Source organism: Nitrospirillum karajorum (assembly GCF_036348415.1).
GTDB lineage: Bacteria > Pseudomonadota > Alphaproteobacteria > Azospirillales > Azospirillaceae > Nitrospirillum > Nitrospirillum amazonense_B.
Genome location: NZ_JAZBQB010000003.1, coordinates 1,390,044 through 1,414,341 on the forward strand (window position 1 = coordinate 1,390,044; position 24,298 = coordinate 1,414,341).

A 24,298-nucleotide genomic window follows, 5' to 3' on the forward strand; every position below is an offset into this window, starting at 1 on the left:
GGGGTGCCGCCCGGTGTTTCGGTCCCCAATAGAAATCGGTCCCTCGCCTGGGTCAAGCGCCGCCCCGTCGCGACCCCCGCCCGCGCTGGATACCCCTGCCGGGAGGGGGTGGGACTTGTGGGCCGCTGGACAGGACCCCGTCCCCGCTGCTATGGCAGGGACGCTATCTCGGGAGGAATCATGTCCGAGCGAAAAAAGCCCCTGGTCATCGTGACGCGCAAGCTCCCCGACGTCATTGAGACGCGGATGATGGAGCTGTTCGACACCCGGCTTTCCACTGACGACCATCCCATGAGCCCCGCCGAACTGGCGGAGGCGCTGAAGGTCGCCACCGTTCTCGTCCCCACCGTCACCGACCGCCTGGACGCCACCGTCCTGGCCCATGCCGGGCCTCAGCTGAAGCTGATCGCCAACTTCGGCAACGGCGTCGACCATATCGACCTGAAGGCGGCGCGCGAGCGCGGCATCATGGTCACCAACACGCCGGGCGTCCTGACCGAGGACACCGCCGACATGACCATGGCCCTGATCCTGGCGACCGCGCGGCGCGTGAGCGAGGGCGAGCGCCTGATCCGCACCGGCCAGTGGACGGGCTGGGCGCCGACGCAGATGCTGGGCACCCGCATCTGGGGCAAGCGCCTGGGCATCGTCGGCATGGGCCGCATCGGCCAGGCCCTGGCGCGGCGGGCGCGCGGCTTCGGCCTGTCGGTGCACTACCACAACCGGCACCGCGTCCATCCCGAGATCGAGCAGGAACTGGAGGCCACCTACTGGGAAAGCCTGGACCAGATGCTGGCGCGGATGGACATCATCTCCATCAACTGCCCGCACACCCCGGCGACCTACCACCTGTTGTCCGCCCGCCGTCTGAACCTGCTGCGTCCCAACAGCATCATCGTCAACACCGCCCGCGGCGAGGTGATCGATGAGAACGAGCTGACGCGCAAGCTGGCCAAGGGCGAGATCGGCGCCGCCGGCCTGGACGTGTTCGAACAGGAACCGGCCGTCAACCCCAAGCTGCTGACGCTGTCCAACGTGGTGCTGCTTCCCCATATGGGTTCCGCCACCATCGAGGGGCGCCAGGACATGGGCGAAAAGGTCATCGTCAACATCAAGACCTTCGTCGATGGGCACAAACCGCCCGACCGGGTCATTGAATCCATGTTCTGAGCCGGCGGAAAAAGAGGGCGGGGCGGTTCGACTGGGCCGCCCGCCCCTCTTGATCCGGCTTCGTCTGCACACCATGTTGCGGTTGATGGTGGGTTGATGCCACCATCACTGGTGGGGGTGCCGACAACCAGCGGCGACGCTGGCCTGCGTCCCTTCCGACACATGGCGGATCGCGCATGAAAACCCTTTGCGCGAAACGCCGTGACGACTATGATCCGCCGCAGCAATCCTCATAACGATCCGGCCATCAACAATCGGGTGGCTGGCTGGAACGCTTTGCGGGTGGGCCATTGGCCCACTTTTTTATTATCTGGGGTCGGCGATGTCAGGCGGGCAAGTTTCGCCCCATATCCGTCCCCACAAAGGCGGGGACGGCCCGGTCGGCCGTTCCCTGGAAGAGATCGATGGACGTACAGGAACGCATCGCCGGCATCATCGCCCCCTCGGTTGAGGCCATGGGCTACGACCTGGTGCGCGTGCTGTTGACGGGCAACGCCCGCCCGACGCTGCAGATCATGGCCGAGCGGCTGGACGGCGCCGCCATGACGGTGGACGACTGCGCGGAGATCAGCCGCTCGGTGTCGGCCCTGCTGGACGTGGAAGACCCCATCGAGGTGGCGTACACGCTGGAGGTCAGCAGCCCCGGTATCGACCGGCCGCTGACCCGGCTGAAGGATTTTGAGCGCTTCGCGGGTTTCGAGGTGCGGGTGGAGACGTCGCAGCCGGTGGATGACCGGCGCCGCTTCATCGGCATGCTGAAGGGCGTCGAGGACGGCAAGGTGCTGGTGGAAATGCCCACCGGCCCGGCCGCCGTGCCCTTCGACCTGATCCTGCGGGCCAAGCTGGTGATGAACGACGCGCTGCTGAAGGCGGCCGCCGAGGGCAAGCACCAGCACTGACCCCGTTTTTTCGTGTTTCGGTACCGTTTCAACAGTCGTTCTTACTGACGTAACAGAAGGCAAGGTTCGCTTCGATGGAACTGCTTCAAGTCGCTGACGCCGTCGCCCGCGAGAAGAACATCGACAAAGAGCATGTGCTCGAGGCGATGGAAGAGGCCATTAAGAAGGCGGGCCGTTCCAAGTACGGCCACGAGCACGACATCCGCGCCCGCATCGACCGCAAGACCGGCGACATCCATCTGATGCGCTACCTTGAGGTGGTGGAGACGGTCGAGGATGAGGCGACGCAGGTTTCCGTGGCCCAGGCCAAGCGCAAGCGCCCGGACGCCAAGGTCGGTGACTTCCTGATCGACCCGCTGCCCCCCATCGATTTCGGCCGCATCGCCGCCCAGACGGCCAAGCAGGTCATCGTGCAGAAGGTGCGCGAGGCCGAGCGTGACCGCCAGTACGACGAGTACAAGGACCGCATGGGCGATATCGTCAACGGTCTGGTCAAGCGCGTGGAATACGGCAACGTGACCGTGGACCTGGGCCGCGCCGAAGCCGTGCTGCGCCGTGACGAATGCCTGCCGCGTGAGCATTTCAAGAATGGCGACCGCGTGCGCGCCTACATCTACGACGTGCGGCGTGAGCCGCGCGGCCCCCAAATCTTCCTGTCGCGCACCCATCCCGCCTTCATGGCCGGCCTGTTCAAGCAGGAAGTGCCGGAAATCTATGACGGCATCATCGAGATCAAGGCCGTGGCCCGCGACCCGGGCAGCCGCGCCAAGATCGCCGTCATCAGCAACGACAGCGCCATCGACCCCGTGGGCGCCTGCGTCGGCATGCGCGGCAGCCGCGTCCAGGCCGTGGTGGGCGAGCTTCAGGGCGAGAAGATCGACATCATCCCCTGGAACCGTGACGCCGCCACCTTCGTGGTGAACGCCCTGGCCCCGGCCGAAGTGGCCAAGGTGGTGCTGGACGAGGAAACGAAGCGCATCGAGGTGGTGGTGCCCGACGACCAGCTGTCGCTGGCCATCGGCCGCCGCGGCCAGAACGTGCGCCTGGCGTCCATGCTGACCGGCTGGGACATCGACATCATGACGGAGCAGGAGGAATCCGACCGTCGTACCGAGGAATTCAAGACCCGGTCGCAGATGTTCATCGAGGCCCTGGACGTTGACGACGTCATCGCCCATCTGTTGGTGGCCGAGGGCTTCTCCTCCGTCGAGGAAATCGCCTATGTCGATACCGAGGAGCTGACCTCCATCGACGCTTTCGACGAGGACGTGGCCGAGGAACTGCGGGAACGCGCCCGCAACTTCCTGGAAGAGCAGAACAACCGCCTGGAAAACCGCCGCAAGGAACTGGGTGTCACCGACGAGGTGGCGGCCATCGAGGCGCTGACCGCGCCCATGCTGGTCAAGCTGGGTGAGAAGGGCGTAAAGACACTGGACGATTTCGCCGACCTGGCGGGTGACGAGCTGATCGAAATCCTGGGCAAGGACGCCATGAGCGAGGACGAGGCCAATGAGTTGATCATGGCCGCGCGCGCCCACTGGTTCGCGGACGAAGAGTCCGGCGCCGACGCCTGAGAGACGGGTTAGGATAGGGAAGGGTAGAGTATGGTCGCCCCTCAGCCTTCCGGGCCGGCGGTGACACCGGATCCCGACGCGCCGCTGCTGCCGGAAGGCGAGGCGGAGGCGGTCGGGGGGGCCAAGAGCCCGCTGCGTCGCTGCATCGCCAGCGGCGTGGTGGGGTCGAAGGACGGGATGATCCGTTTTGTCGTCGGACCTGACGGCACGGTCGTCCCCGACGTTGAGGAAACCCTGCCCGGACGCGGGCTGTGGTTGACGGCGGACCCCGCCTTGGTTGAAAAGGCGGTCGCCAAAGGTTTGTTCGCCAAGGCGGCGCGCCGGTCGGTGCGCACCCCGGCGGATTTGAGGGCCCTGGTGACGGGGTTGTTGCGTCGCCGCTGTCTGGACCTGGTCGGGCTTGCCCGGCGGGGCGGCCAGGCGGTGGCGGGATTTGAGAAGGTGGCCGCGGCGCTGCGCGCCAAGGCCATCGGTACGCGGCCGGGCATAGGGCTGAGGCTGGAGGCGTCCGATGGGGCTGCCGACGGCCGGTCCAAGCTGGACGCGCTGTCCCCCGGCATCCCGGTGGTCGATATCTTCGACCGGGGGGAGCTGGGCATGGCGCTGGGCCGCGATGACGCGGTGCATGCCGTGGTGGGCACTGGACCCTTGGTCCAACGCCTGCAGCGGGAGGCGGAAAGGCTGGGTGCCCTGACACGGGGCGCCAGGCCCAGCGCTGGGTAAGGGATGGCCCGGGGGCAAATGCTCCGGGGCGACAACGATGAAACAGTCGGATATCGGATGACTGATACGAGCGACCAGGACCGCAAGAAGTTGAGCCTTACCGGTCGAGGCAAGCTGGAGCTGAAGAAGACGGTGGACGCGGGATCCGTGCGCCAAAGCTTCTCGCACGGCCGAACCAAGACCGTTGCGGTTGAGGTCAAGCGCAAGCGAACCTTCGAACAGGGCGCCCGTCCGGGCGTGGCCGATGGCGGCGCCGCCGCCCGTGCCGCGGCCGAAGGCCGTCCCGCCCAGGGTGGTGGCCGTGGCCAGCCGGCCCGTGGTGGCGCCCCCCGCCAGCTGACGGACAGCGAGCGCGAAGCCCGTCTGCGCGCCCTGCGCGCCATGGGTGAGAACGCCGCCCACGAGGACGTGGTCGACGATCTGCAGGACGAGATCATCGCCGATGATCTGGTCGTGGACGACGCCGGCCCGGTGGAAACGGCGCCCGCGCCCGAGCCCGTGGTCGAGGAGCCGGCCAACGACGGCCCCCTGGACGACGAAACCCTGCGTCGCCGCGAGCTGGAAGAGCTGCGGATGATCCAGGAGGAGGAAAAGCGCGTCGCCGCCGAGGCGGAGAAGCGCCGCCAGGAAGAAGAGAACAAGCGCAAGGAGGCCGAGGCCGCCCGCAAGGCCGAGGAGGCCCCGCGCGCAGCCCGTCCCGCCGCCGGTGGCGCCGCCACGACGACGACGGCGGCCGCCACGGACGCCGCCGCCCCGCGTGGTCCGCTGACCGCACGCGCCGTCGATGACGATGAGGAAGACGGTCGCCGCCGCGCTGGCCCTGGCGGTGCCGCGAAAACCGCCAAGGCTCCGGCACCCGCTCCGGCCAAGGCCGCCAAGGGTGGCGAACGCCGCCGCAACACCGGCAAGCTGACCATCTCCCAGGCGCTGAGCGACGAAGGCGGTGGCCAGCGTGGCCGCAGCATGGCCGCGCTCCGCCGTGCCCGTGAACGCGAGAAGCAGCGCCTGACCGGGCGTCAGGATACGCAAAAAGTGACCCGCGACGTCATCATCCCCGAAGTCATCACCGTGCAGGAACTGGCCAACCGTATGGCCGAACGCGGTGCCGACGTGATCAAGGCGCTGATGCGTATGGGCGTGATGGCCACCATCACCCAGAACATCGACACCGACACGGCCGAGCTGATCGTGACGGAATTCGGCCACCGCGCGCACCGCGTGTCGGAAGCCGACGTCGAGGTGGGCGTGAAGGGTGAGGTCGATCGCGACGAGGATCTGTCGGCGCGTCCGCCGGTCGTCACCGTCATGGGTCACGTCGACCACGGCAAGACCTCGCTGCTGGATGCCCTGCGCCACACCGACGTCGCCAGCCGCGAGGCCGGCGGCATCACCCAGCACATCGGCGCCTATCAGGTGCAGCTGGCTTCCGGTTCGCGCATCACCTTCATCGACACCCCCGGCCACGCCGCCTTCACCGAGATGCGCGCCCGCGGCGCCAACGTCACGGACGTGGTGGTGCTGGTGGTGGCCGCCGACGACGGCGTCATGCCGCAGACGGTCGAAGCCATCCAGCACGCCAAGGCGGCCGAGGTTCCGATCATCATCGCCATCAACAAGTGCGACCTGCCCGGCGCCAAGCCGGACCGGGTGCGGCAGGAACTGCTGCAGCACGGGCTGGTGGTCGAGGCCATGGGCGGTGATGTCCTGGACGTGGAAGTGTCGGCCAAGACGGGCAAGGGCCTGGACAAGCTGGAGGAGAACATCCTCCTGCAGGCCGAAATCCTGGAACTGAAGGCCAACCCCAACCGTACCGCCGAAGGCGTGGTCGTCGAGGCCAAGCTGGAACGCGGCCGTGGTTCCGTCGCCACCATGCTGGTGCAGCGCGGCACGCTGAAGGTGGGCGACATCGTCGTCGCCGGCAGCGAGTGGGGCCGTGTGCGCGCCCTGGTCAACGACCGCGGCCAGAACGTGGACAGCGCCAGCCCCGCCACCCCGGTGGAGGTGCTGGGCCTGAACGCCACGCCGCTGGCCGGTGACGAATTCTCGGTGGTGGAGAGCGAGGCCCGCGCCCGCGAGATCACCGAGTTCCGTCAGCGCAAGAAGCGGGAGGCCCAGGTCGCCCAGTCGGCGCGTGGTTCGCTGGAACAGATGTTCAAGCAGATCCAGGCCGGCGAGGTGAAGGAACTGCCGCTGGTCATCAAGGGCGACGTGCAGGGCTCCATCGAGGCCATTTCCGGCACCCTGGAAAAGCTGGCCGGCGACAATTCCGAGGTCAAGGTGCGCGTCCTGCACTCCGGTGTGGGCGCCATCAACGAGAGCGACGTCACGCTGGCCAACGCCTCGCGCGGCATCATCATCGGCTTCAACGTCCGCGCCAACCCGCAGGCCCGCGAGATGGCCAAGCGGGACAGTGCGGAAATCCGCTACTACTCGGTCATCTACGACATCATCGACGATGTCCGTGCCCTGCTGACGGGCATGCTGAAGCCCACCCTGCGCGAACGCTTCCTGGGCAACGCGCAGATCCTGGAGGTGTTCAACATCACCAAGGTCGGCAAGGTCGGTGGCTGCCGTGTCACGGAAGGCATCGTCAAGCGCGGTGCGGGCGTCCGTCTGCTGCGCGACAACGTCGTCATCCACGAAGGCACGCTCAAGACCCTCAAGCGCTTCAAGGACGAAGTCAAGGAAGTGCGCGAAGGTTACGAATGCGGCATGGCGTTCGAGAACTACGACAACATCCAGCCGGGCGACGTCATCGAAGCCTATGAGATGGAAGAGGTTGCCCGCGCCCTGTAAGGGGCGCCGGCATCCTTATCCAGCTGGATCACAGTATCTGCCTGACACCCCGGCCGTCCGGTCCAACCCCGGACGGCCGTTTTGGCTCCTCACCCGAGCCGTTCGGGCCCGGCGGCGTCCCTCTGGTGGACGGGCGGGCCGGCCCCCCCGTCGAGCGACATCGGGGCGGGGCCCTTTATTAGGATAATGACCCATGAGCCGACATGGTGACGCCGGCCTGCGCGCCGGCAAGGCCCCCTCTCAACGTCAGCTGCGTGTGGGCGAGGAATTGCGCCATGCCCTGGCCGACATCCTGCGGCGGGCCGATTTCCGCGACCCCGACCTGCAGGACCTGAACGTGACGGTCAGCGAGGTGCGCATCAGCCCCGACCTGAAGAACGCCACCGCCTTCATCATGCCGCTGGGCGGCGGCCATCCCGAGCAGGTGAAGGCGCTGAACCGCGTGTCCGCCTATCTGCGCAGCCAGGTGGCCAAGGCCATGCGCCTGCAGCACGTGCCGCGCCTCAGTTTCCAGATCGACGTGTCCTTCGACTACGCCCAGCGCATCGACCAGCTGCTGCACCGCCCCGACGTGCAGCGCGACCTGGATCATGAAGCCGGCGCCGAGGGTGCCGCCGATCACGAAGGTGGCGAAGGCGAGGGCGCGGAGCCTCACGATGGCCCGTAAGCGCAAGGGCCGGCCCTTGCACGGCTGGCTGGTGCTGGACAAGCCGCCGGGCATGACCAGCACCCAGGCCATGGCCAAGGTGCGCTGGCTGATGCAGGCGGAAAAGGCCGGCCATGCCGGCACGCTGGACCCCATCGCCACCGGCATCCTGCCCATCGCCTTCGGCGAGGCCACCAAGACGGTGTCCTACGCCATGGACTGCGGCAAGACCTACCGCTTCACCCTCCGCTTCGGTGAGGCGCGCACCACCGACGACCTGGCGGGGGAGGTGACGGCCACGCATGACCACCGCCCCAGCGACGAGGCCATCGAGGCGGCGCTGGAGAATTTCCAGGGCGAGATCAGCCAAGTGCCGCCCCAGTTCTCCGCCATCAAGGTGGCGGGGGAACGCGCCTATGACCTGGCGCGCGAGGGCGAGCGGGTGGATTTGGCGCCCCGCATCGTGCGGGTGGACAGCTTTCTGCTGACCGGCCGTCCCGATGCCGACCATGCCGAGTTCGAGGTGGAGTGCGGCAAGGGCACCTACATGCGCTCGCTGGCGCGCGATCTTGCCCTGGCACTGGGCACGGTGGGCCATGTGTCCGTCCTGCGCCGTCTGCGGGTCGGGCGTTTCACCATGGATCAGGCGATTTCGCTTGACGAATTGGAACGGGTGGCGCAGACACCCACGGTCGAAGGACTTCTGCAACCGATCGAGACCGCGCTGGACGACATCCCGGCGCTGGCCCTGGCGGAAGCGGAAGCGCACCGACTGAGACACGGACAAACGGTGGCGCTGCTGCGCCGTCATGATCTGGAACGGCTCGACGCCATTCACGATCAGCTGGCGGGCGGGGAGCCCATCGCGCTTGCCATTTGTGGTGGCAAGCCGGTGGCGTTGGTTCATGTGGAGGGGGCGGAGGTCCGTCCGGTGCGCGTTTTGAACCTCTAAGTGACGGAGACGACGATGTCGATCACTGCCGAGCGCAAGCAGGCGCTCATTGCCGAGTACAAGACCGCCGAAGGCGACACCGGTTCGCCCGAGGTGCAGGTGGCGATCCTGACGGAACGCATCACCAACCTGACCGATCACATGAAGTCCCACAACAAGGACTTCCACTCCCGCCGTGGCCTGCTGGTCATGGTCAGCCAGCGCCGCAGCCTGCTGGACTACCTGAAGCGCAAGGACGTCGCCCGTTACACGTCGCTGATTCAGCGCCTGGGCCTGCGTCGCTAAGGGTATGGTCTGGACGGCGCCGCCGGCGCAAGCGACCGCAGTGACCGGTGGTACCGGCCACCCGCCTTCCGGCGGGTCCGGCGCCCCGACGCTGCCGTTCGGCGCACGGATCGCGGTCCAGATGATCCAAAAGCGGATGAGTGCGGTTATTGAGTAGTGCAGATGGCCAGCCGGGGCGGACCCGGCTGGCCATCTGTCATTTAAAGGTTTCTAATGCGGGTGCTGCCGATAGGGCCCCGGCTCGGCCGTCCAATCCGGGACGTGATCCGAGTATCGGATGGAAGGAAGAAAGATATGTTCAAGGTTTTCCGTAAAGAGATGGAATGGGGCGGCCGCAAGCTGGTCCTCGAAACGGGCAAGGTCGCCCGTCAGGCTGATGGCGCTGTCATCGCCACCTACGGCGACACGGTCGTGCTCTGCACCGCCGTCGGCGCCAAGTCGGTCAAGCCCGGCCAGGACTTTTTCCCCTGACCGTCAATTACCAGGAAAAGGCCTTCGCCGCCGGCAAGATCCCCGGCGGCTTTTTCAAGCGTGAGGGTCGCCCGACCGAGAAGGAGGTGCTGACCTCCCGCCTGATCGACCGCCCCATCCGCCCGCTGTTCATCGATGGCTTCCGCAACGAGGTGCAGGTCGTCTGCACCGTGCTCAGCCATGACCTGGAAAACGATCCCGACATCGTCGCCATGATCGGCGCCTCCGCCGCCCTGACGCTGTCCGGCCTGCCCTTCCTGGGCCCGGTCGGCGGCGCCCGCGTCGGCTACAAGGATGGCGAGTTCATCCTGAACCCGACGCTGGAGCAGGTGGAAACCACCGACCTGGACCTGGTGGTCGCCGGTACGCAGGAAGGCGTGCTGATGGTCGAATCGGAAGCCAAGGAGCTGTCCGAGGAGATCATGCTGAAGGCCGTCATGTTCGGCCACACCGCCTTCCAGCCGGTGATCAACATGATCATCGACCTGGCCGAGCAGGCCGCCAAGGACCCGTGGGACCTGCCGGCGCCGGCCTATGACAAGGCCGCGCTGAAGGCCAAGCTGAGCGAGCTGGTGGGCGCCGACATCCGCGCGGCCTACACCCTGACCGTGAAGCAGGAACGCTATGAGGCCGTCAGCACCGCCAAGAAGAAGGCGGTCGAGGCCCTGACCGCCGAGGGCGCCTACACCGCCGAAGCGGTCGGCAGCACCTTCAAGGACCTGGAAGCCGACGTGCTGCGCGGCACGGTCCTGGAGACCGGCAAGCGCATCGACGGCCGCACCACCGTCGACATCCGCCCCATCGTGGCGGAAGTGGGCGTGCTGCCCCGGGCCCACGGCTCGGCGCTGTTCACCCGTGGCGAGACCCAGGCCCTGGTGGTCGCCACCCTGGGCACCGCCCAGGATGAGCAGATCGTGGATGCGCTGGAAGGCGAATACCGCGAAAACTTCATGCTGCACTACAACTTCCCCCCGTACTCCGTGGGTGAAGCCGGCCGCATGGGCAGCCCGGGCCGCCGTGAAATCGGCCATGGCAAGCTGGCGTGGCGCGCCGTGCACCCGCTGCTGCCGGCCAAGGAAGCCTTCCCCTACACCCTGCGTCTGGTTTCCGAGATCACCGAGTCCAACGGCTCGTCCTCCATGGCCACGGTCTGCGGCACCTCGCTGGCGCTGATGGATGCCGGTGTGCCGCTGCCGCGCCCCGTGGCCGGCATCGCCATGGGCCTGATCAAGGAAGACACCGGCGTCGCCGTGCTGTCCGATATCCTGGGTGACGAGGATCACCTGGGCGACATGGACTTCAAGGTGGCCGGCACCGAGGCGGGCGTGACCGCCCTGCAGATGGACATCAAGATCACCTCGATCACCGAGGAGATCATGAAGGTCGCCCTGGCCCAGGCCAAGGACGGTCGCCTGCACATCCTGGGCGAGATGGCCAAGGCCATCGGCGGCGCCCGCGAGGCGGTGAACCAGAACGCCCCGCGCATCACCGTGATCAACATCCCGAAGGAGAAGATCCGCGACGTGATCGGCTCCGGCGGCAAGGTGATCCGCGAGATCGTGGAGCAGACCGGCGCCAAGATCGACATCGAGGACGACGGCACCGTCAAGGTGGCGGCCGTGGACAGCAAGGCGTCCGACGCCGCCATCAAGTGGATCAAGGGCATCGTCGCCGAGCCCGAGCTGGGCGAGATCTACGTCGGCAAGGTCGTGAAGGTCATGGACTTCGGCGCCTTCGTGAACTTCCTGGGCGCCCGTGACGGCTTGGTCCACATCTCCGAACTGGCGCCGCAGCGCGTGGCCAAGGTCACCGATGTGGTCAACCAGGGCGACGAGGTGAAGGTGAAGGTCCTGGGCTTCGACGATCGCGGCAAGGTGAAGCTGTCGATGAAGGTGGTCGACCAGGCCACCGGCGAAGACCTGAGCAAGAAGGACAAGGCCGAGGAGGCCTGATCCACATTAAGGCTTAGGCAGGCGGCTTCGGCCTCTGCCTTTGGTCAAGGAATGAAGCCGCCCGGGGTAGCCTGGGCGGCTTTTTCTATGTCTTCAGCGCGTCGACAACGATTCATTTGTGGCAAAGTCTGGGCGGTAATCCGGTTTGGCCATGAATTAAGGGCCGAGTATTGATTTACAGCCGTGCGCTCAGGGCATGGAAAGTGTGACGCTCCTCACAGGTTAGACCTCTCGCAAGGGCGTAATGAATCGATCACCCATCAGTAGTTACCCGCAGTAGTAACGGGATGGACTGAAGGCAGTGACGAAACATTGCCAGGACACGCCAAGGTTTCATTATTCGCAATGATGAAATTGTGGCGAAATTAGGGACCTTAAAGGAGAGTTACTATGTCGCATTTGCGGACTATTGTTTTCGCCGCGTCGGCTTTGGTCGCGGTCGCCGCGACCCCGGCTCTGGCGCAGAGCACGTTCGACGGCGGCTATGTTGGTGCCAACGCCGGCTATGACTGGTTCAACGCGCGTCAGCGGGCCACCGTCGGCGGCCAGCAGAGCACGCCCGCCCGTGAGACCCAGGGTTTCAACGGCGGCCTCTTCGCCGGCTACGGCCAGACCGTTTACGACAACATCTATGTCGGTGCCGAAGGCGAAGCCAACTTCTACACCGGTGACCGGACCTATGGCGACGCCCTGGGCACCTACCGCGTGCAGCCCAACTACAGCGCCGGCGTCAGCGCCCGCCTGGGTTACGTGGTCCAGCCCGACCTGCTGCTGTTCGGCCGCGTGGGCTATCAGCACACCTCCATCGACACGACCAACGCCCTGACCGGCGGCGCTTCCCGCCAGTACGCCCAGGACTATGACGGCGTGAAGTACGGTGTCGGTGCCGATTACGCCATCGACGAGCACCTGTTCACCCGCATCGAGTACGACTACACCGACTACTCGCACTCCACGCGGGATCTGGCCGGTGGCCAGCTGCGCTCGACCCCGCAAGAAAGCCAGGTCCGCGTCGGCGTCGGCATCCGCTTCTGATAAAAGCGCACCCTCATGAGGGAAAGGCCCGGGTTCACCCCCGGGCCTTTTTCATTTCCGTAGCGGCTGTCTTTCCCAACACGCCATAGGACGCGACCGCGTTCGGCAAACCAGTCACCGCGTGGAATATGTCGCCCAGGTGCGTACGGGGCCGGTGTCCACGTGGGTGTGGCCGCTGCCGTCGTAGAAGGCGGCGCCCCCGCGCTGCATGGTCTTGGCGATCTCGGTGATGGCGTCACCCTTCAGCGCCGGGATGCGGATGTCGGCGGCGCGGCCCTGCATGTGAAAGCTCTCGCGGGCGGCGTTGCGGTTGACCTTGACCAGGGCGGCGTTGGTTTCCGGCGAGCGATAGCCCGACAGGATGTCCACCTGGGTGGTGGGCGGCAGGCTGGCGCGCAGGATGACGCCACTGATGAAATCCATCAGCGCGGGATCGATATCGTGGGTTTCGCCGGTGTGGCGGTCGCGCATGATGTGCGCCACCTCGGCCATGGCGCGGCTGTCATAGGCGCCGTCGTGCCAGTAGATGACGTCGATCTTTTCCTTGCTGGGCGGGTGCACCAGCACGATGCGGCGGATGGCCGCCGTGTTGGCCGGCGGCAGGTCGGCTTCCGCCGGCGGGACGGGAAAGGGTTTGGGCGAGCCGCCGCAGGCCGCGACCGCCAGCATCAGGGAAACGGACGCCGCGCGGGCCAGGCGGAAGGGGAAGTTGATCATGGGGTCAGTCGATATCCGCCGGGTTCCGTCACCAGCAGGACGGCGTTGGCCGGGTCCCGCTCCATCTTCTGCCGCAGGCGGTAGATATGGGTTTCCAGGGTGTGGGTGGTGACGCCTTCGTTGTAGTTCCACACCTGGTCCAACAGCTGTTCACGGCTGACGACACCGCCGCCCGCGCGATGCAGGAAGGCCAGGATCTGCGCCTCCTTGTCGGTCAGGCGGGTCTCGTTGCCCGTGCCGTCCTCGCGCAGGGTGCGGGCCAGGGCGCGGAACTCATAGGGACCAATGCGCAGGGCCGGGTCGTCACCGGTGGGGCGGGCATGCTGGCGCAGCTTGGCCAGCAGCGCGCCGATGCGGAAGGGCTTCACCAGCCGGTCGCTGCATCCCGGCACGTCCGGTTCCCCTTCCATGGCCATCAGCAGGATGGGGCGGTCGATCCCGGCCTGGCGCAGGGCGGCGCAAAGGACGGCGCCCTCCATATCCGGCAGGCGGCTGGCCAACAGGATGGCCTCGAACGTTTCCGCCTGCGCGGCGGCCAGGGCGGTTGCGCCATCGGTCGCCTGGCGCACGTCGAATTCCTCCAGGCTGCTCAACTGCTCCGCCAGCAAATGGCGCAGGGTCTCGTCATCCTCAACCAGCAACAGCTTCTTGGCGCCTGGGGTCGTCATCGGCCTGGACTAGGGGAAGTTGGGTGGCGGTTCCGTCGACTTATTAGCACGGGTGCGGATGGTTCGCACGGGGGGCGTCGCCGGGGGGAAGGGGGCGGAGGGTGTAAACCAAGAGGGCGCGTCCTAACGCCGCGCCAGGATGTCGGCGTGGCCCACGGTCATCTCGGCCCGCAGGACGGCGGCGCGGCGGCGCTCCCCCCACGCCCCGATGCGGTCGGCCGCCGCCGGGTCGCGGGCCGCGGCCTGGGCCGCCAGCATGGATACCAGGTGCAGTTGGGCCTGGCGCCCGCGCAGCCCCGATAGCCGCCAGTCCGACCGGGCCCCGTCCAGGCGATAGCCCGCGGCCTCCAGCTTGGTCACCAGCGCGGATGACGCCTGGTCACCCAGCGGCGGACCGAAGCCATGGTCGCGGTTGGCGCTTTCCTGCGCCAACGCCACCACCATGCCGTCATCTGGATCCTCCGGCGTCCATGTCAGGCGGCCGTCCTGCACCCCGGTGGCCAGTACGGGGGGCAGGCCGCTGGCAATCAGTTCGGTTATGAAATGATCCAGCCATTCCGCCGATACCCGGTCGAAGAAGGCGTTACCGGCAACGCCGTCATGACGTTGAATGCCCAGGTCGTGCAGGTCGGTCGACATGTCTTGGCGGATCAGGGTCAGCCGGCTGCGTAGGTCATCGCCGAACAGGACCAGCTCAGCCACCGCGCCATCGACGGCGTTGCGCGCCATGCGCCAACCTGATTCATGCGCCCAGCGCTGCATGCGGTCCGACACGCCCGCCAGCAGGTCGGCGTCGGTGTCCATCAGGGTCCAATCCTGGATCATGCGGCCCAGGCGGGGCAGCAGATGGCGCACGTTGGCGCCCAGGCCGGCCCCCAGGTCCAGGATATGCGGGCGCGACGGCACCATGCGGGCGAATTCCCAGGCCAACTCGATGGCTCGCGCCTTGTCATCCAGCGGCTCCCGCAGGGCGTGCCAGTCGCTGTCGATGACCTGCGGCTGGATCATGCGGCGCCTCTGCCGCCGGCGCGGGGCGCCGACCGGGGAAGGGGGAAGGCCGGAACGGGGGCACGGAACATCCGTGGGAGTCCTGAAGTAACGGGCGGCGCGCACAGGGCCGGGGCTGAATGGAAAACCGTCGCACCGGGGTGGACGGCGAATAGTAGCCGCCGCGCCTTAACTTGGTCCATCCCGCGAATGCGTTGTTACTTTGGTGTCTCCGCACGGGAAAAGCCATGGCGCGATCGGTCATATCAAGCAGCCATAGGGCAAGGGGCAAGCGTCGGGAGGGGCGAATGGCGGGATTATTCCCGGCATCCCTCTCTGGCGGACCCTCTCCGGCGGGCCCTCCCCGGCGGGCTGGGTACCCATGCAACGCTAGCGCTTCGCGCCCGCGCACGGGGCCGATACCGTGCTGGTCGGTGGAACTTGGTTGTGCCGGGCGGGGCGAATGACCATGTTCTGCCCATCACCTGTCCTGTTGACGCGTCCCGATACGCACCTGTCCCTCCTTCCCGTGTCGCCTGGATCATCCGCATGTCGCTCGCCGCCGAACCGATTTCACCCCTGATGCGGACCGCCAGCCGTTCCGTTCAGCGCGCGGTGTCCGAACTCCGCCGCGGGGATTTGGTGATGCTTCAGGGCGGCGACGGCCGCGCCCTGCTGGTTCGCGCGGCGGAGATGACGGACGCGCCGGCCCTGGCCCTGGTGCGCCAGATCGCGGGGGCCGAGCCCGCCCTGGTCCTGACCGACAAGCGCGCCATCGCCGCCGGCATCCTGGCCCAGGCGGTTGAACCGGCCCATGCCGATCCGATGGGCGCTGGCACCGTGGTGGTCGCCCCGGCGCAGGGGCTGACGCCGGATCTGGTCCGGGTGCTGGCCGATCCCACCCGCCCGGGTTCCGCCCAGGCCGTGCAGCCCGTCGTCCGCTCGTTCCCCTCGGCGGAGGGCGAGGCCCTGCTGCTGGTGAAGCTGGCGCGTCTGCTGCCCGCCGTCATCGTGGCCGAGGTGGCCGCGGACCGCGCCGACGAGGTGACGGGGCGCAACGACCTGCTGACCGTGCGGGGGGCCGATGTCCAGGCCTACCAGGCGACGGAGGAATCCACCCTGCGCCAGGTGGTGGAGGCGTCCGTGCCCCTGGCGGATGCGGAGAACACCCGCCTGATCGCCTTCCGCGCCCCGGATGGCGGGGTGGAGCATCTGGCTATCCTGATCGGCAGCCCCGACCCGGCGCAGCCGGTGCTGGCTCGCCTGCATTCCGAATGCTTCACCGGCGACCTGCTGGGCTCGCTGCGCTGTGATTGCGGCGCCCAGCTGCGCGGTGCCATCCGCGAGATCGCGGCTCAAGGCAGCGGTGTGGTGCTGTACCTGGCGCAAGAGGGCCGCAACATCGGCCTGATGAACAAGCTGCGCGCCTATCGTCTGCAGGATGCCGGCGTCGACACGGTGGACGCCAACCTGATGGTGGGCTTCGAGGCGGACGAGCGCACCTATCTGCCGGCCGCCACCATGCTGAAGGCTTTGGGCTTCAACGCGGTGCGCCTGATGACCAACAACCCGGACAAGCTGGCGCAGCTGGCCCGCTGGGGCGTGCAGGTGGTGGACCGCGTTCCCCATATCTTCCCCGCCAACGGCCACAACATCGCCTATCTGCGGACCAAGGCGGAAAAGGCCGGTCACCTGCTGTGATCCGCCCGCTGGCGGGGCAGCCCGGTAAAACCCGCTGGTCCCGCCCGGTTGAATTTGCCGATGGGCGCTTTAGGTCACGTGGAATTTCCAGCCAGTAGATTGAAAATCCTTATATTTTTGGCTGGCATATCGCTTGCTTAAGGGTGTGGGTGCAGGAGAAAGCCCCATGACCCCCAGCGTCCAGTCCGCCCTGTCGCCGACTTACCCCGATCCCGCCCTGGCGGGTGGTATCGGTACGTCCGCGACCGGGCAAGGCGGCACCGGCCTGGCGGGGGTGCCAGAGGACTTCCAGAATCAGCTGGACCAGCAGGTGGCCCAGGACAGCGCGGTGAAGGCCGGCGGCCTACCCGGCCAAGGGACGGCGGCCGTCCAGGCCCAGGTCGCGGCCGCGCACAAGGACAACCACCTGTCCTTCTGGGACGTCGTGGACGTCATCAACCCCCTGCAGCACATCCCCGTCATCAGCACGATCTACCGTGAGATCACGGGCGACACCATCAAGGCCCCGGCCAAGATCCTGGGCGGCCTGCTGTATGGCGGCCCCATCGGCATGGCGCTGGCCACCGGCGACGCCATCATCGAGGAAGAGACGGGCGAGGACGTGGGCGGCCACGTCATGGACGCCCTGGGCTTGGGCCACCATCACAAGGTCGGCACGGTCACGCTGGACCCGGATGACGAACGGGGCGGCGGCAAGGGGCGCCAGGGGGGACAGGAGCAGCCCGACGAGGCCCCGACCGCCGGCCGCGCGCCCGTGGCCAAGGTCGAGTCCCTGGTGTTGGCGCCCCAGGCGAACGAGACCGCCGCCGCGCCCGCTCCGGGGCAGATGGTCCGCACCAGTTCCATTCCCGCCGATGCTGGCCCCACGGGTGCCGTTCCTACCGGTGCCGTTCCCACTGGTGCCGTGCCGGGCCTGGCCACGCCGGCCTCCACCCTCAAATCGCCGGGCTTGAACGCTGCGGGCAACGCCCAGGGCCAGGCCTTTCCCAACCTGGCGGCGGTGCCCGCCATGGCTGTTGCCGCGCCCGGCGCGAACCCCACCCAGGCCCTGGCGCAGCAGGCGACCCAGGTCACCAACGCCACCCAGGCCTTGGCGCAGTCCGCCAACGCCGCCGCCAACATCGGCGTCGGCACCCAGTCCATGCCCATGGGGGCGGCGCCGCAACTGATGCCGGCCCAGGCCGCCGCCATGGCCAAGCCCGCCGCCGCATCCGACGCCGGGGCCCATCTGGGGCAGAAGCAGGCCCATGGCCTGACCCTGGCCAATTACCGCGCCATGGCGGGCGCCGGCGCCGGCGCCCCCACCGGCCGCACCCTGGTCGCGCCCAGCTATATCCAGAACATCAAGTCGGCCACCGCCGGGCCCACCGTGCTGCAGACCGGCGCCGTCCAGGCCAACGCCGCCCAGTCCCAAGCGGTCCAGTCCCAAGCGGTCCAGGCGGCCCAATCTTCCGCCGCCCTGGCCGCCGCGTCCCATCCCGCCATGATCCAGGTGATGGACGGCGGCGCCGCGCAGCCGGCACCGGCCCAGCGCACCACGCCGGTGCCGCAGGCCATCCAGGCCTACAACAACGCCATGGGCCAGGATACCGCCACCCTGTTGGCCCAGGCGACCGCCGCGTCGGCCAGCGTCAACGGCACCACCCCGCCTACCGGCGCCCAGCCCAGCGGCCCTCAACCCACGGGCACCCAGCCCACCGCCACACAGCCGGCCATATCCCAGCCTGCCCCGTCCGGGGGCACGCTGTCGGCCAGCGCCGCCCCGCCGGCCGGGGTTGCCAGCGGTCAAGCGGCGCCCCAGACCGGCGCCGCGATCATCAGCAGCGCCAGCGGCGGCCCGCCCCCGCTGCCCAAGCAGTTCATCGCCGATATCATGATGGCCAACCTGGCCAAGTACCAGGCGATGAAGGACGCCCAGGGCGCCGCCCACTAACGGGGCCGGTCGGCGCTGCCGAGTGATCGGGGGGTCCCATCGCCCCGGTGTCCGGGCTATAGAAGGGGGATGGACATTCATCTGATCCCCAATTCCCCCCACCCCGCGTCCGCCGGTTCCGGTGGGCGCCATCGCTTGCGCTGGCTCGACCCGCAGGGGCGCATCCAGGAGGCCGCGTGCGTCATCGGCCGGGGTGGGGTCATCGCCGACAAGCGCGAAGGGGACGGGGGCACGCCCGTGGGCTGCTTCCCGCTGCGCCGCGTGCTTTACCGCCCCGACCGTACCCCGGCGCCCGTGACGGCCCTGCCGCTGGCGGCCATCGCGCCAACGGACGGCTGGTGCGACGATCCCGGGCACGCGGCCTACAACCGCCCGGTGACGCTGCCATTCCCCGCCAGCCATGAGGTGATGTGGCGGGACGACCACGTCTACGACATCGTCGTCGTGCTGGGGCATAACGACGACCCGCCCGTGCCCGGCCTGGGCAGCGCCATCTTCATGCACCTGACGCGGCCCGACCGCGCGGCAACCGCCGGCTGTACCGCCCTGGAGGCGGAGGATCTGCGCCGGCTGCTGTCCCACTGCCGGCCCGGCGACCGGCTGTGCGTCCCGTCCCCGGGGACCTTGCCTGCCACCCTCCCACCCCAGGACACACCATGAGCGATATCCTGCCCTTGGGGCCTTTGCCCCGCCTGATCGGCCACCGGGGTGCCGCCCGACACGCGCCGGAGAACACGCTGGCCGGCATCCGCATGGCGGCGGCCCAGGGGGCCAAGTGGGTGGAGGTGGATGTCAAGCTGACGGCCGACTTGGTGCCGGTGCTGATGCATGACGACACGCTGGACCGCACCACGGATGGCACGGGGCCGGCCAAGGACATGACGCTGGACGCCCTGCGCGCCCTCGATGCCGGCTCCTGGTTCTCGCCCGCCTTCCGGGGGAGAAGGTGCCGACGCTGGTGGAGGTCATTCAGCTGGTTCTGGCCCTGAACCTGGGTATCAACCTGGAGATCAAGCCTTGTCCGGGGCGGGAGGAGGAGACGGCCGGCGTCGCCCTGACGCTGGCCTATTCCCTGTGGCCGGACGACAGGCCGCCGCCCCTGGTGTCCTCCTTCGCCGACGCGTCGCTGGACATGGCGCGCCAGGTGGTGCCGCGCTGGCCCCTGGGCTACCTCATCGACCGGCGGCCGCCCAACTGGCGCCAGCGGGTGGAGGCGCTGAACGTCAGTACCATCAATGTGAACGCCCGCAGGGAGGACGCCGCCAGCATTCGGGAGTATAAGTCCACCGGGCGGCCGGTGCTGGCCTACACGGTCAACACGGTGCCCATGGCGCGGGAGGTGCTGGGCTGGGGGGTATCGTCGGTATTCACCGACACGCCCAGCGGCTTGGCCGGCATCGCGGGCTGAACAGGTCAAGGGGATGCGGACGGATGTGGGGCAAAACACCGGTCGCGGTCCGCGTAAACAGGACGAGAGGCCTTTCGTCCGACCCGGTTTTCCTATATCCAGCCTGCGTCATGTTAGCGGCCGCCCGCCGCGACCCTATATGTATTGGGGGCCGAACCGTCGTCCGCGTGCCCGCGGACATGGTTGAACGGCCTGGTTTGCAGGAGACGTGAGTTGAAGGCGCTGCGGCCCTTGGTGATGTCCGGTAAGGAAGTGCTGCCCGTCGTCGAAGGCGGCAAAGGCATTTCCGTGTCCAACGGCGAAAGCTCCGGCGCGTGGGCGTCGGCCGGCGGCGTGGGGACCTTCTCCGGCGTCAACGCTGACGCCTATGACGAGAACGGCGCCCTGATTCCGCAGATCTATCACGGCAAGACCCGCCGGGAACGGCATGAGGAACTGATCCGTCATTCCATCCGCGGCGGCATCTACCAGGCCCGCGTGGCGCATGAGACGGCCGGCGGCGAAGGCCGCGTCCACATGAACGTCCTGTGGGAAATGGCGGCGGCCGAGCAGATCCTGCACGGCGTGCTGGAGGGGGCCCAGGGCCTGATCCACGGCATTACCTGCGGCGCCGGTATGCCCTATCGCGTGGCCGAGATTGCGGTGAAGCACGGCGTCCATTACTACCCCATCGTCTCGTCCGCCCGCGCCTTCCGCGCCCTGTGGCTGCGCGCGTACAACAAGTTCCGCGACTTCCTGGGCGGCGTGGTCTATGAGGACCCGTGGCTGGCCGGCGGCCACAACGGCCTGTCCAACAGCGAAGACCCGCTGAAGCCGGAGGACCCCTATCCGCGCGTGAAGGCCCTGCGCGAGATGATGAACAGCTTCGGCCTGAACGAGACGCCCATCATCATGGCGGGCGGCGTCTGGTGGCTGTCGGAATGGGAAGACTGGCTGGACAATCCCGAGATCGGGCCCATCGCCTTCCAGTTCGGCACCCGGCCGCTGCTGACCCAGGAAAGCCCCATTTCCGACGCGTGGAAGCAGCGTCTGCTGACCCTGAAGAAGGGCGACGTTTACCTGAACCACTTCTCCCCCACGGGCTTCTACTCCTCCGCCGTCAGCAACCCCTTCCTGGAGGAGCTGAAGGGCCGGGCCGAGCGCCAGGTGGCCTATTCGGTGGAGCCAGTGGGCGACCTCACCGCCGAATTCATGGTGGGCCCGCGCGGGCGGCCGGTTTACCTCACGGAGCATGACCGCGAGCGGGCGCAGGGCTGGGTGGCCACTGGCAACAGCGTCGCCCTGAAAACCCCGGACACCACCCTGATCTTTGTCGACCCCGCCCAGGCGGCGGTCATCCGCCAGGACCAGATCGATTGCATGGGCTGCCTGTCGGCCTGCAACTTCTCCAACTGGGCGCAGAACGAGGAAGGCACGACCGGCCGTCGCGCCGACCCCCGGTCCTTCTGCATCCAGAAGACCCTGCAGAACATCAGCCACTCCGAAGATGTGGAGCACCAGCTGATGTTCGCCGGCCACAACGCCTACCGCTTCGCCAGCGACCCCTGGTACCAGAACGGCTTCGTGCCGACGGTGAAGCAGTTGGTGGAGCGGATCGCGACGGGGTACTGAGTTGCGGATCGCGGCTTCGGCGGCACGGGGGATATCTCGTGCCGCCGGCTGAACGGTGGGCACCCGCAACCTTTTCCCCAGGCGCAGTCCAGGTCAGCGCCTTTAAATCTGGATTCATTCCAAATTTCATGGCTGAATAGCGGAAATCCTAGGGGATCGGGGCTTTTCCGGTCCGTACCCTTGCCCATATGCAGACCATGACCGACCTGATCCACGCCCCCACCCCCGCTGAGGACCCCGGCATCCAGGCGACCGACCGTCTGGCGCGCGCTGGTCTGCGACCCACCCGCCAGCGCGTGGCGCTGGCCAAGCTGCTGTTCGACGGCCGGGACCGCCATGTGACGGCGGAACAGCTGCATGGCCAGGCGTCGACCGCCGACATGCGCGTGTCGCTGGCCACGGTCTACAACACCCTGCACCAGTTCACCGAAGCTGGCCTGCTGCGCGAGGTGGTGGTGGAGGCGGGACGGTCCTACTTCGACACCAACGTCTCGGACCATCACCATTTCTTCGTCGAGGGCAGCGGTCATCTGCTGGACATTCCGGGCCATGCCCTGGAGGTCAGCGGCCTGCCGGAGGCGCCGGCCGGCACCCGCGTGGCCCGCGTGGACGTCATCATCCGCCTCAGCGCCGGAGGCTGAGCCGCCAGCCTGTGGCCGGCATCGCTGTCGCTAATATCACCGAATGAAAGAAGGCCGGTCCCCATGGGGCCGGCCTTCTTCTTGTTCAGATCGACGGGCGCCTACCTGATGGTCTCAAGCGGCCTGGCCGCCGGAGTGCCCGTGGGCGCGGTCACGGGGGGATAGGGGCTTTCCGTATCGAACATGCCGATACTGTCGGGGTCGTAGGGGAACCAGTTGGAGGGGAACCAGTTGGGTTTGGTGTCATCCGAACCGGGCTTGCCCGGCGGCACGGGCGCCAGGCTGTGGCCCGATGGTTTGCCCGGCCCGCCCTTGGCGGTCACCTGATGCAGGCCGTAGATGGCCGCCAGGCCCAGGGTGGGCCCCAGTACCATCAGGCTGGCGCCCCAGGCGAGGATGGCGATGTCCATCTTCAGATCGAGGCTGGGCAGCAAGAGCTGGGCGGCGCCATACACGGCCAGTTCGGACATGCCGAAAACCAAGCCAAGGGTGATGGCGTTGAAAGCAGGCACGTCCTGAAGGATCTGAGTGTCCTTTTTCATAACAGCCTCCCTATTTTATTACATGAATGATGCGCCCAGTTTTCGAATTCCGCCACTACCCATTTGGGCATCTCGAACAGACGGCGTGAGGCCTTTCGCAATTGCGAAATAAAACCGATCTCGCGGTGCAATACCCAGGCCGCCGCCTGTTTCCTTAACGCCCGCGTCTCGTGGTAAGGTCCCGCGATTTCGCGTTTTTTGGAGACGTCTGGGTATGGACACGGCGGCGGGTTTGCGGGTTTTGCTGGCGGGGGGCACGGGCTTGGTGGGCGGCCACACCCTGAACCTGCTGTTAAAGGCGCCTAAGGTGGCGCAGGTGGTCAGCCTTGTGCGCAAGCCCACCGGCATGACCCATCCCAAGCTGCGTGAGCTGGTGGTGGACTTCGCCACCCTGGGCGACCTGCCGCCGGAGGTGCGGGTGGACGCCGTGTTGTGCGCCCTGGGCACGACGCGCAAGGAGGCCGGCAGCGACGCCGCCTTCCAGGATGTCGATCTTAAATACGTGGTGGCGGTGGCCAAGGCCGCGCGCCGCACCGGCGCCACCTTCTTCGGCGGAGTCTCCTCCGTCGATGCCGACTCGACCTCCCGCCATCTCTACCTCAAGACCAAGGGCATGATGGAGGATTACGTGGCCACCCTGGGCTTCACCTCCCGCCATTTCCTGCGGCCCTCGCTGCTGCTGGGCAAGCGCCGGCAGGACCGGCCGATGGAGCGCCTGCTCCAGGCGCTGGCGCCCCTGGTCGGCCCCTTCCTGGGGGGCGGCTGGAAAAGTACCGCCCTATCCCCGCCACCGTGGTGGCCGCCGCCCTGGTGACCACCGCCAGCCAGCCCGCCATCGGCGGCGTGCGCACCCATGAGTACAGCGCCATCCGGTCGCTGGCCGGGCTTTAGGGTCACGCCCTGAGATCGGCCGCCGTCAGCCAGTGGATGCGGCCGAAGCCCGCGACCAGGTGGGCCTGGGTGATGTCCATGCGCCAGAAACGGAAATCGGGGAAATCGGCATAGAGGGCGGCCGAGGGGTGACGGTCCAGGTAGGCGGCGCGCGCCGCCTCCGCCTCGGCGCCGGCCAGGGGGGCGATACGCCCCATGACCGACAGGCGCGGACCGGTCAGCGGGTTCTCCAACCCGGATGTGTCCTCGAACAGCAGGGCGGCGCGGCCATCCTGGCGCAGGTTGCGGGTGTGCAGCGCCAGTTCCGACAGCAGCAGCAAGGGCCGGCCGACATCGTCCAGCGCCACCATCACCAGCGAGGGGTAGGGCCAGCCGCCCATCGGCGCCGCGTCGCCACCCCCCGCTTCCTGGCCCGATGGCGCCATCCCCGACGGTGCCACCAGCGTGGCCAGCGTGGCTTGGGGCCGTCTGGCCAGCAGCCTCCGCGCCGTCTCGCGCGCTGCCGCCAGGGCGTCCGGGGGCCGGTCGGCGGACGGCGTGGCCTCCGCCGGGGCATCGCGGCCGGGGGATGTATCGGGGGGCATTGTCACCAGCGTTCCTCCACCCATTTCTTTGGATCAGGGGCCGGTCCCTTGCGGACTATTTCGCAAGTGGCAGGGGCGGCTGCATACTGCGCCGTAATCATGCCATAGTGCG

At 67.7% G+C, this 24,298-nt stretch carries 20 protein-coding genes and 2 pseudogenes; 17 read left to right on the forward strand and 5 right to left on the reverse strand.

Annotated features, from left to right (window positions below; all coding sequences use genetic code 11):
- Positions 1-180: 180 nt before the first annotated feature.
- The 10 genes and pseudogenes from UCD39_RS20150 to UCD39_RS20195 all read left to right on the forward strand — a co-directional run bounded on the left by UCD39_RS20150 (position 181) and on the right by UCD39_RS20195 (position 12,503).
- Complete coding sequence (locus tag UCD39_RS20150; protein ID WP_330497591.1) at positions 181-1,170, forward strand: 2-hydroxyacid dehydrogenase; 990 nt, start codon at positions 181-183, stop codon at positions 1,168-1,170.
- A gap of 404 nt (positions 1,171-1,574) precedes the next feature.
- The gene (gene rimP, locus UCD39_RS20155) at positions 1,575-2,069 is read left to right on the forward strand and encodes a ribosome maturation factor RimP (RefSeq protein ID WP_330497592.1); all 495 of its coding nucleotides are present in this window, start codon (positions 1,575-1,577) and stop codon (positions 2,067-2,069) included.
- A gap of 74 nt (positions 2,070-2,143) precedes the next feature.
- Complete coding sequence (gene nusA / locus UCD39_RS20160) at positions 2,144-3,643, forward strand: transcription termination factor NusA (protein ID WP_322482463.1); 1,500 nt, start codon at positions 2,144-2,146, stop codon at positions 3,641-3,643.
- Between the two features lie 30 nt (positions 3,644-3,673).
- Positions 3,674-4,366, forward strand: a complete 693-nt coding sequence (locus tag UCD39_RS20165) for an RNA-binding protein (protein ID WP_330497593.1) — start codon at positions 3,674-3,676, stop codon at positions 4,364-4,366.
- 57 nt (positions 4,367-4,423) lie between these two features.
- Entirely contained in the window at positions 4,424-7,162 is a 2,739-nt protein-coding gene (gene infB / locus UCD39_RS20170) for a translation initiation factor IF-2 (RefSeq protein WP_330497594.1), read from the forward strand.
- Positions 7,163-7,355: 193 nt separating this feature from the next.
- Positions 7,356-7,829: a 30S ribosome-binding factor RbfA gene (rbfA, locus tag UCD39_RS20175; RefSeq protein WP_330497595.1), complete on the forward strand. Its 474-nt coding sequence runs from the start codon at positions 7,356-7,358 to the stop codon at positions 7,827-7,829.
- Positions 7,819-8,760: a tRNA pseudouridine(55) synthase TruB gene (truB, locus tag UCD39_RS20180; RefSeq protein ID WP_330497596.1), complete on the forward strand. Its 942-nt coding sequence runs from the start codon at positions 7,819-7,821 to the stop codon at positions 8,758-8,760. Before rbfA ends, truB begins: the two co-directional genes overlap by 11 nt.
- Before the next feature lie 15 nt (positions 8,761-8,775).
- The gene (gene rpsO, locus UCD39_RS20185) at positions 8,776-9,045 is read left to right on the forward strand and encodes a 30S ribosomal protein S15 (RefSeq protein ID WP_004271802.1); all 270 of its coding nucleotides are present in this window, start codon (positions 8,776-8,778) and stop codon (positions 9,043-9,045) included.
- Between the two features lie 294 nt (positions 9,046-9,339).
- Positions 9,340-11,468, forward strand: a pseudogene (gene pnp, locus UCD39_RS20190) (polyribonucleotide nucleotidyltransferase).
- 390 nt (positions 11,469-11,858) lie between these two features.
- Entirely contained in the window at positions 11,859-12,503 is a 645-nt protein-coding gene (locus UCD39_RS20195; RefSeq protein ID WP_330497597.1) for an outer membrane protein, read from the forward strand.
- Between the two features lie 114 nt (positions 12,504-12,617).
- On the opposite strand, the gene UCD39_RS20200 is transcribed toward UCD39_RS20195, so the two are convergent.
- The 3 genes from UCD39_RS20200 to UCD39_RS20210 form a co-directional block, all read right to left on the reverse strand.
- Positions 12,618-13,220, reverse strand: a complete 603-nt coding sequence (locus UCD39_RS20200; protein ID WP_145735295.1) for a YcbK family protein — start codon at positions 13,218-13,220, stop codon at positions 12,618-12,620.
- Positions 13,217-13,888, reverse strand: a complete 672-nt coding sequence (locus UCD39_RS20205) for a response regulator transcription factor (protein ID WP_330497598.1) — start codon at positions 13,886-13,888, stop codon at positions 13,217-13,219. Before UCD39_RS20205 ends, UCD39_RS20200 begins: the two co-directional genes overlap by 4 nt.
- A 123-nt stretch (positions 13,889-14,011) precedes the next feature.
- On the reverse strand, positions 14,012-14,896 hold the full coding sequence (locus tag UCD39_RS20210) for a hypothetical protein (RefSeq protein WP_330497599.1): 885 nt from the start codon (positions 14,894-14,896) through the stop codon (positions 14,012-14,014).
- A 528-nt stretch (positions 14,897-15,424) separates the two neighbouring features.
- Between UCD39_RS20210 and ribA the strand changes: the two genes are divergently transcribed.
- The 6 genes and pseudogenes from ribA (at position 15,425) to irrA (ending at position 22,169) form a co-directional block, all read left to right on the forward strand.
- Positions 15,425-16,576 carry a GTP cyclohydrolase II gene (ribA, locus tag UCD39_RS20215; RefSeq protein ID WP_330497600.1) on the forward strand — a complete coding sequence of 384 codons (1,152 nt, stop codon included), beginning with the start codon at positions 15,425-15,427 and terminating at the stop codon, positions 16,574-16,576.
- Positions 16,577-16,742: 166 nt separating this feature from the next.
- Complete coding sequence (locus UCD39_RS20220) at positions 16,743-18,509, forward strand: hypothetical protein (RefSeq protein WP_330497601.1); 1,767 nt, start codon at positions 16,743-16,745, stop codon at positions 18,507-18,509.
- Between the two features lie 69 nt (positions 18,510-18,578).
- A complete protein-coding gene (locus UCD39_RS20225) occupies positions 18,579-19,169 on the forward strand; it encodes a L,D-transpeptidase family protein (protein WP_330497602.1) in 591 nt (196 codons plus the stop codon).
- 92 nt (positions 19,170-19,261) lie between these two features.
- Positions 19,262-19,917, forward strand: a pseudogene (locus UCD39_RS20230) (glycerophosphodiester phosphodiesterase family protein).
- Positions 19,918-20,130: 213 nt separating this feature from the next.
- Positions 20,131-21,528 (forward strand): NAD(P)H-dependent flavin oxidoreductase, encoded by a 1,398-nt coding sequence (locus UCD39_RS20235; RefSeq protein WP_330497603.1) that lies wholly within the window; start codon positions 20,131-20,133, stop codon positions 21,526-21,528.
- A 197-nt stretch (positions 21,529-21,725) separates the two neighbouring features.
- Positions 21,726-22,169 carry an iron response transcriptional regulator IrrA gene (irrA, locus tag UCD39_RS20240; RefSeq protein WP_145735301.1) on the forward strand — a complete coding sequence of 148 codons (444 nt, stop codon included), beginning with the start codon at positions 21,726-21,728 and terminating at the stop codon, positions 22,167-22,169.
- A gap of 101 nt (positions 22,170-22,270) precedes the next feature.
- Here irrA and UCD39_RS20245 read toward each other — a convergent pair whose 3' ends face one another.
- Positions 22,271-22,711: a hypothetical protein gene (locus UCD39_RS20245; protein ID WP_330497604.1), complete on the reverse strand. Its 441-nt coding sequence runs from the start codon at positions 22,709-22,711 to the stop codon at positions 22,271-22,273.
- A gap of 214 nt (positions 22,712-22,925) precedes the next feature.
- Between UCD39_RS20245 and UCD39_RS20250 the strand changes: the two genes are divergently transcribed.
- Complete coding sequence (locus UCD39_RS20250) at positions 22,926-23,525, forward strand: NAD(P)H-binding protein (RefSeq protein ID WP_330497605.1); 600 nt, start codon at positions 22,926-22,928, stop codon at positions 23,523-23,525.
- A gap of 79 nt (positions 23,526-23,604) precedes the next feature.
- Here the strand turns inward: UCD39_RS20250 and UCD39_RS20255 are convergent, their stop codons facing one another.
- Positions 23,605-24,186, reverse strand: coding sequence for a pyridoxamine 5'-phosphate oxidase family protein (locus UCD39_RS20255; protein WP_330498495.1), 582 nt, complete (start codon positions 24,184-24,186; stop codon positions 23,605-23,607).
- Positions 24,187-24,298 lie beyond the last annotated feature (112 nt).

Excerpts from the sequence above, each read along its gene's own strand:
- UCD39_RS20150 (WP_330497591.1), top strand. The coding sequence starts at position 181 with ATGTCCGAGCGAAAAAAGCCCCTGGTCATCGTGACGCGCAAGCTCCCC.
- rimP (WP_330497592.1), top strand. The coding sequence starts at position 1,575 with ATGGACGTACAGGAACGCATCGCCGGCATCATCGCCCCCTCGGTTGAG.
- nusA (WP_322482463.1), top strand. The coding sequence starts at position 2,144 with ATGGAACTGCTTCAAGTCGCTGACGCCGTCGCCCGCGAGAAGAACATC.
- UCD39_RS20165 (WP_330497593.1), top strand. The coding sequence starts at position 3,674 with ATGGTCGCCCCTCAGCCTTCCGGGCCGGCGGTGACACCGGATCCCGAC.
- infB (WP_330497594.1), top strand. The coding sequence starts at position 4,424 with ATGACTGATACGAGCGACCAGGACCGCAAGAAGTTGAGCCTTACCGGT.
- rbfA (WP_330497595.1), top strand. The coding sequence starts at position 7,356 with ATGAGCCGACATGGTGACGCCGGCCTGCGCGCCGGCAAGGCCCCCTCT.
- truB (WP_330497596.1), top strand. The coding sequence starts at position 7,819 with ATGGCCCGTAAGCGCAAGGGCCGGCCCTTGCACGGCTGGCTGGTGCTG.
- rpsO (WP_004271802.1), top strand. The coding sequence starts at position 8,776 with ATGTCGATCACTGCCGAGCGCAAGCAGGCGCTCATTGCCGAGTACAAG.
- UCD39_RS20195 (WP_330497597.1), top strand. The coding sequence starts at position 11,859 with ATGTCGCATTTGCGGACTATTGTTTTCGCCGCGTCGGCTTTGGTCGCG.
- UCD39_RS20200 (WP_145735295.1), bottom strand. The coding sequence starts at position 13,220 with ATGATCAACTTCCCCTTCCGCCTGGCCCGCGCGGCGTCCGTTTCCCTG.
- UCD39_RS20205 (WP_330497598.1), bottom strand. The coding sequence starts at position 13,888 with ATGACGACCCCAGGCGCCAAGAAGCTGTTGCTGGTTGAGGATGACGAG.
- UCD39_RS20210 (WP_330497599.1), bottom strand. The coding sequence starts at position 14,896 with ATGATCCAGCCGCAGGTCATCGACAGCGACTGGCACGCCCTGCGGGAG.
- ribA (WP_330497600.1), top strand. The coding sequence starts at position 15,425 with ATGTCGCTCGCCGCCGAACCGATTTCACCCCTGATGCGGACCGCCAGC.
- UCD39_RS20220 (WP_330497601.1), top strand. The coding sequence starts at position 16,743 with ATGACCCCCAGCGTCCAGTCCGCCCTGTCGCCGACTTACCCCGATCCC.
- UCD39_RS20225 (WP_330497602.1), top strand. The coding sequence starts at position 18,579 with ATGGACATTCATCTGATCCCCAATTCCCCCCACCCCGCGTCCGCCGGT.
- irrA (WP_145735301.1), top strand. The coding sequence starts at position 21,726 with ATGACCGACCTGATCCACGCCCCCACCCCCGCTGAGGACCCCGGCATC.
- UCD39_RS20245 (WP_330497604.1), bottom strand. The coding sequence starts at position 22,711 with ATGAAAAAGGACACTCAGATCCTTCAGGACGTGCCTGCTTTCAACGCC.
- UCD39_RS20250 (WP_330497605.1), top strand. The coding sequence starts at position 22,926 with ATGGACACGGCGGCGGGTTTGCGGGTTTTGCTGGCGGGGGGCACGGGC.
- UCD39_RS20255 (WP_330498495.1), bottom strand. The coding sequence starts at position 24,186 with ATGCCCCCCGATACATCCCCCGGCCGCGATGCCCCGGCGGAGGCCACG.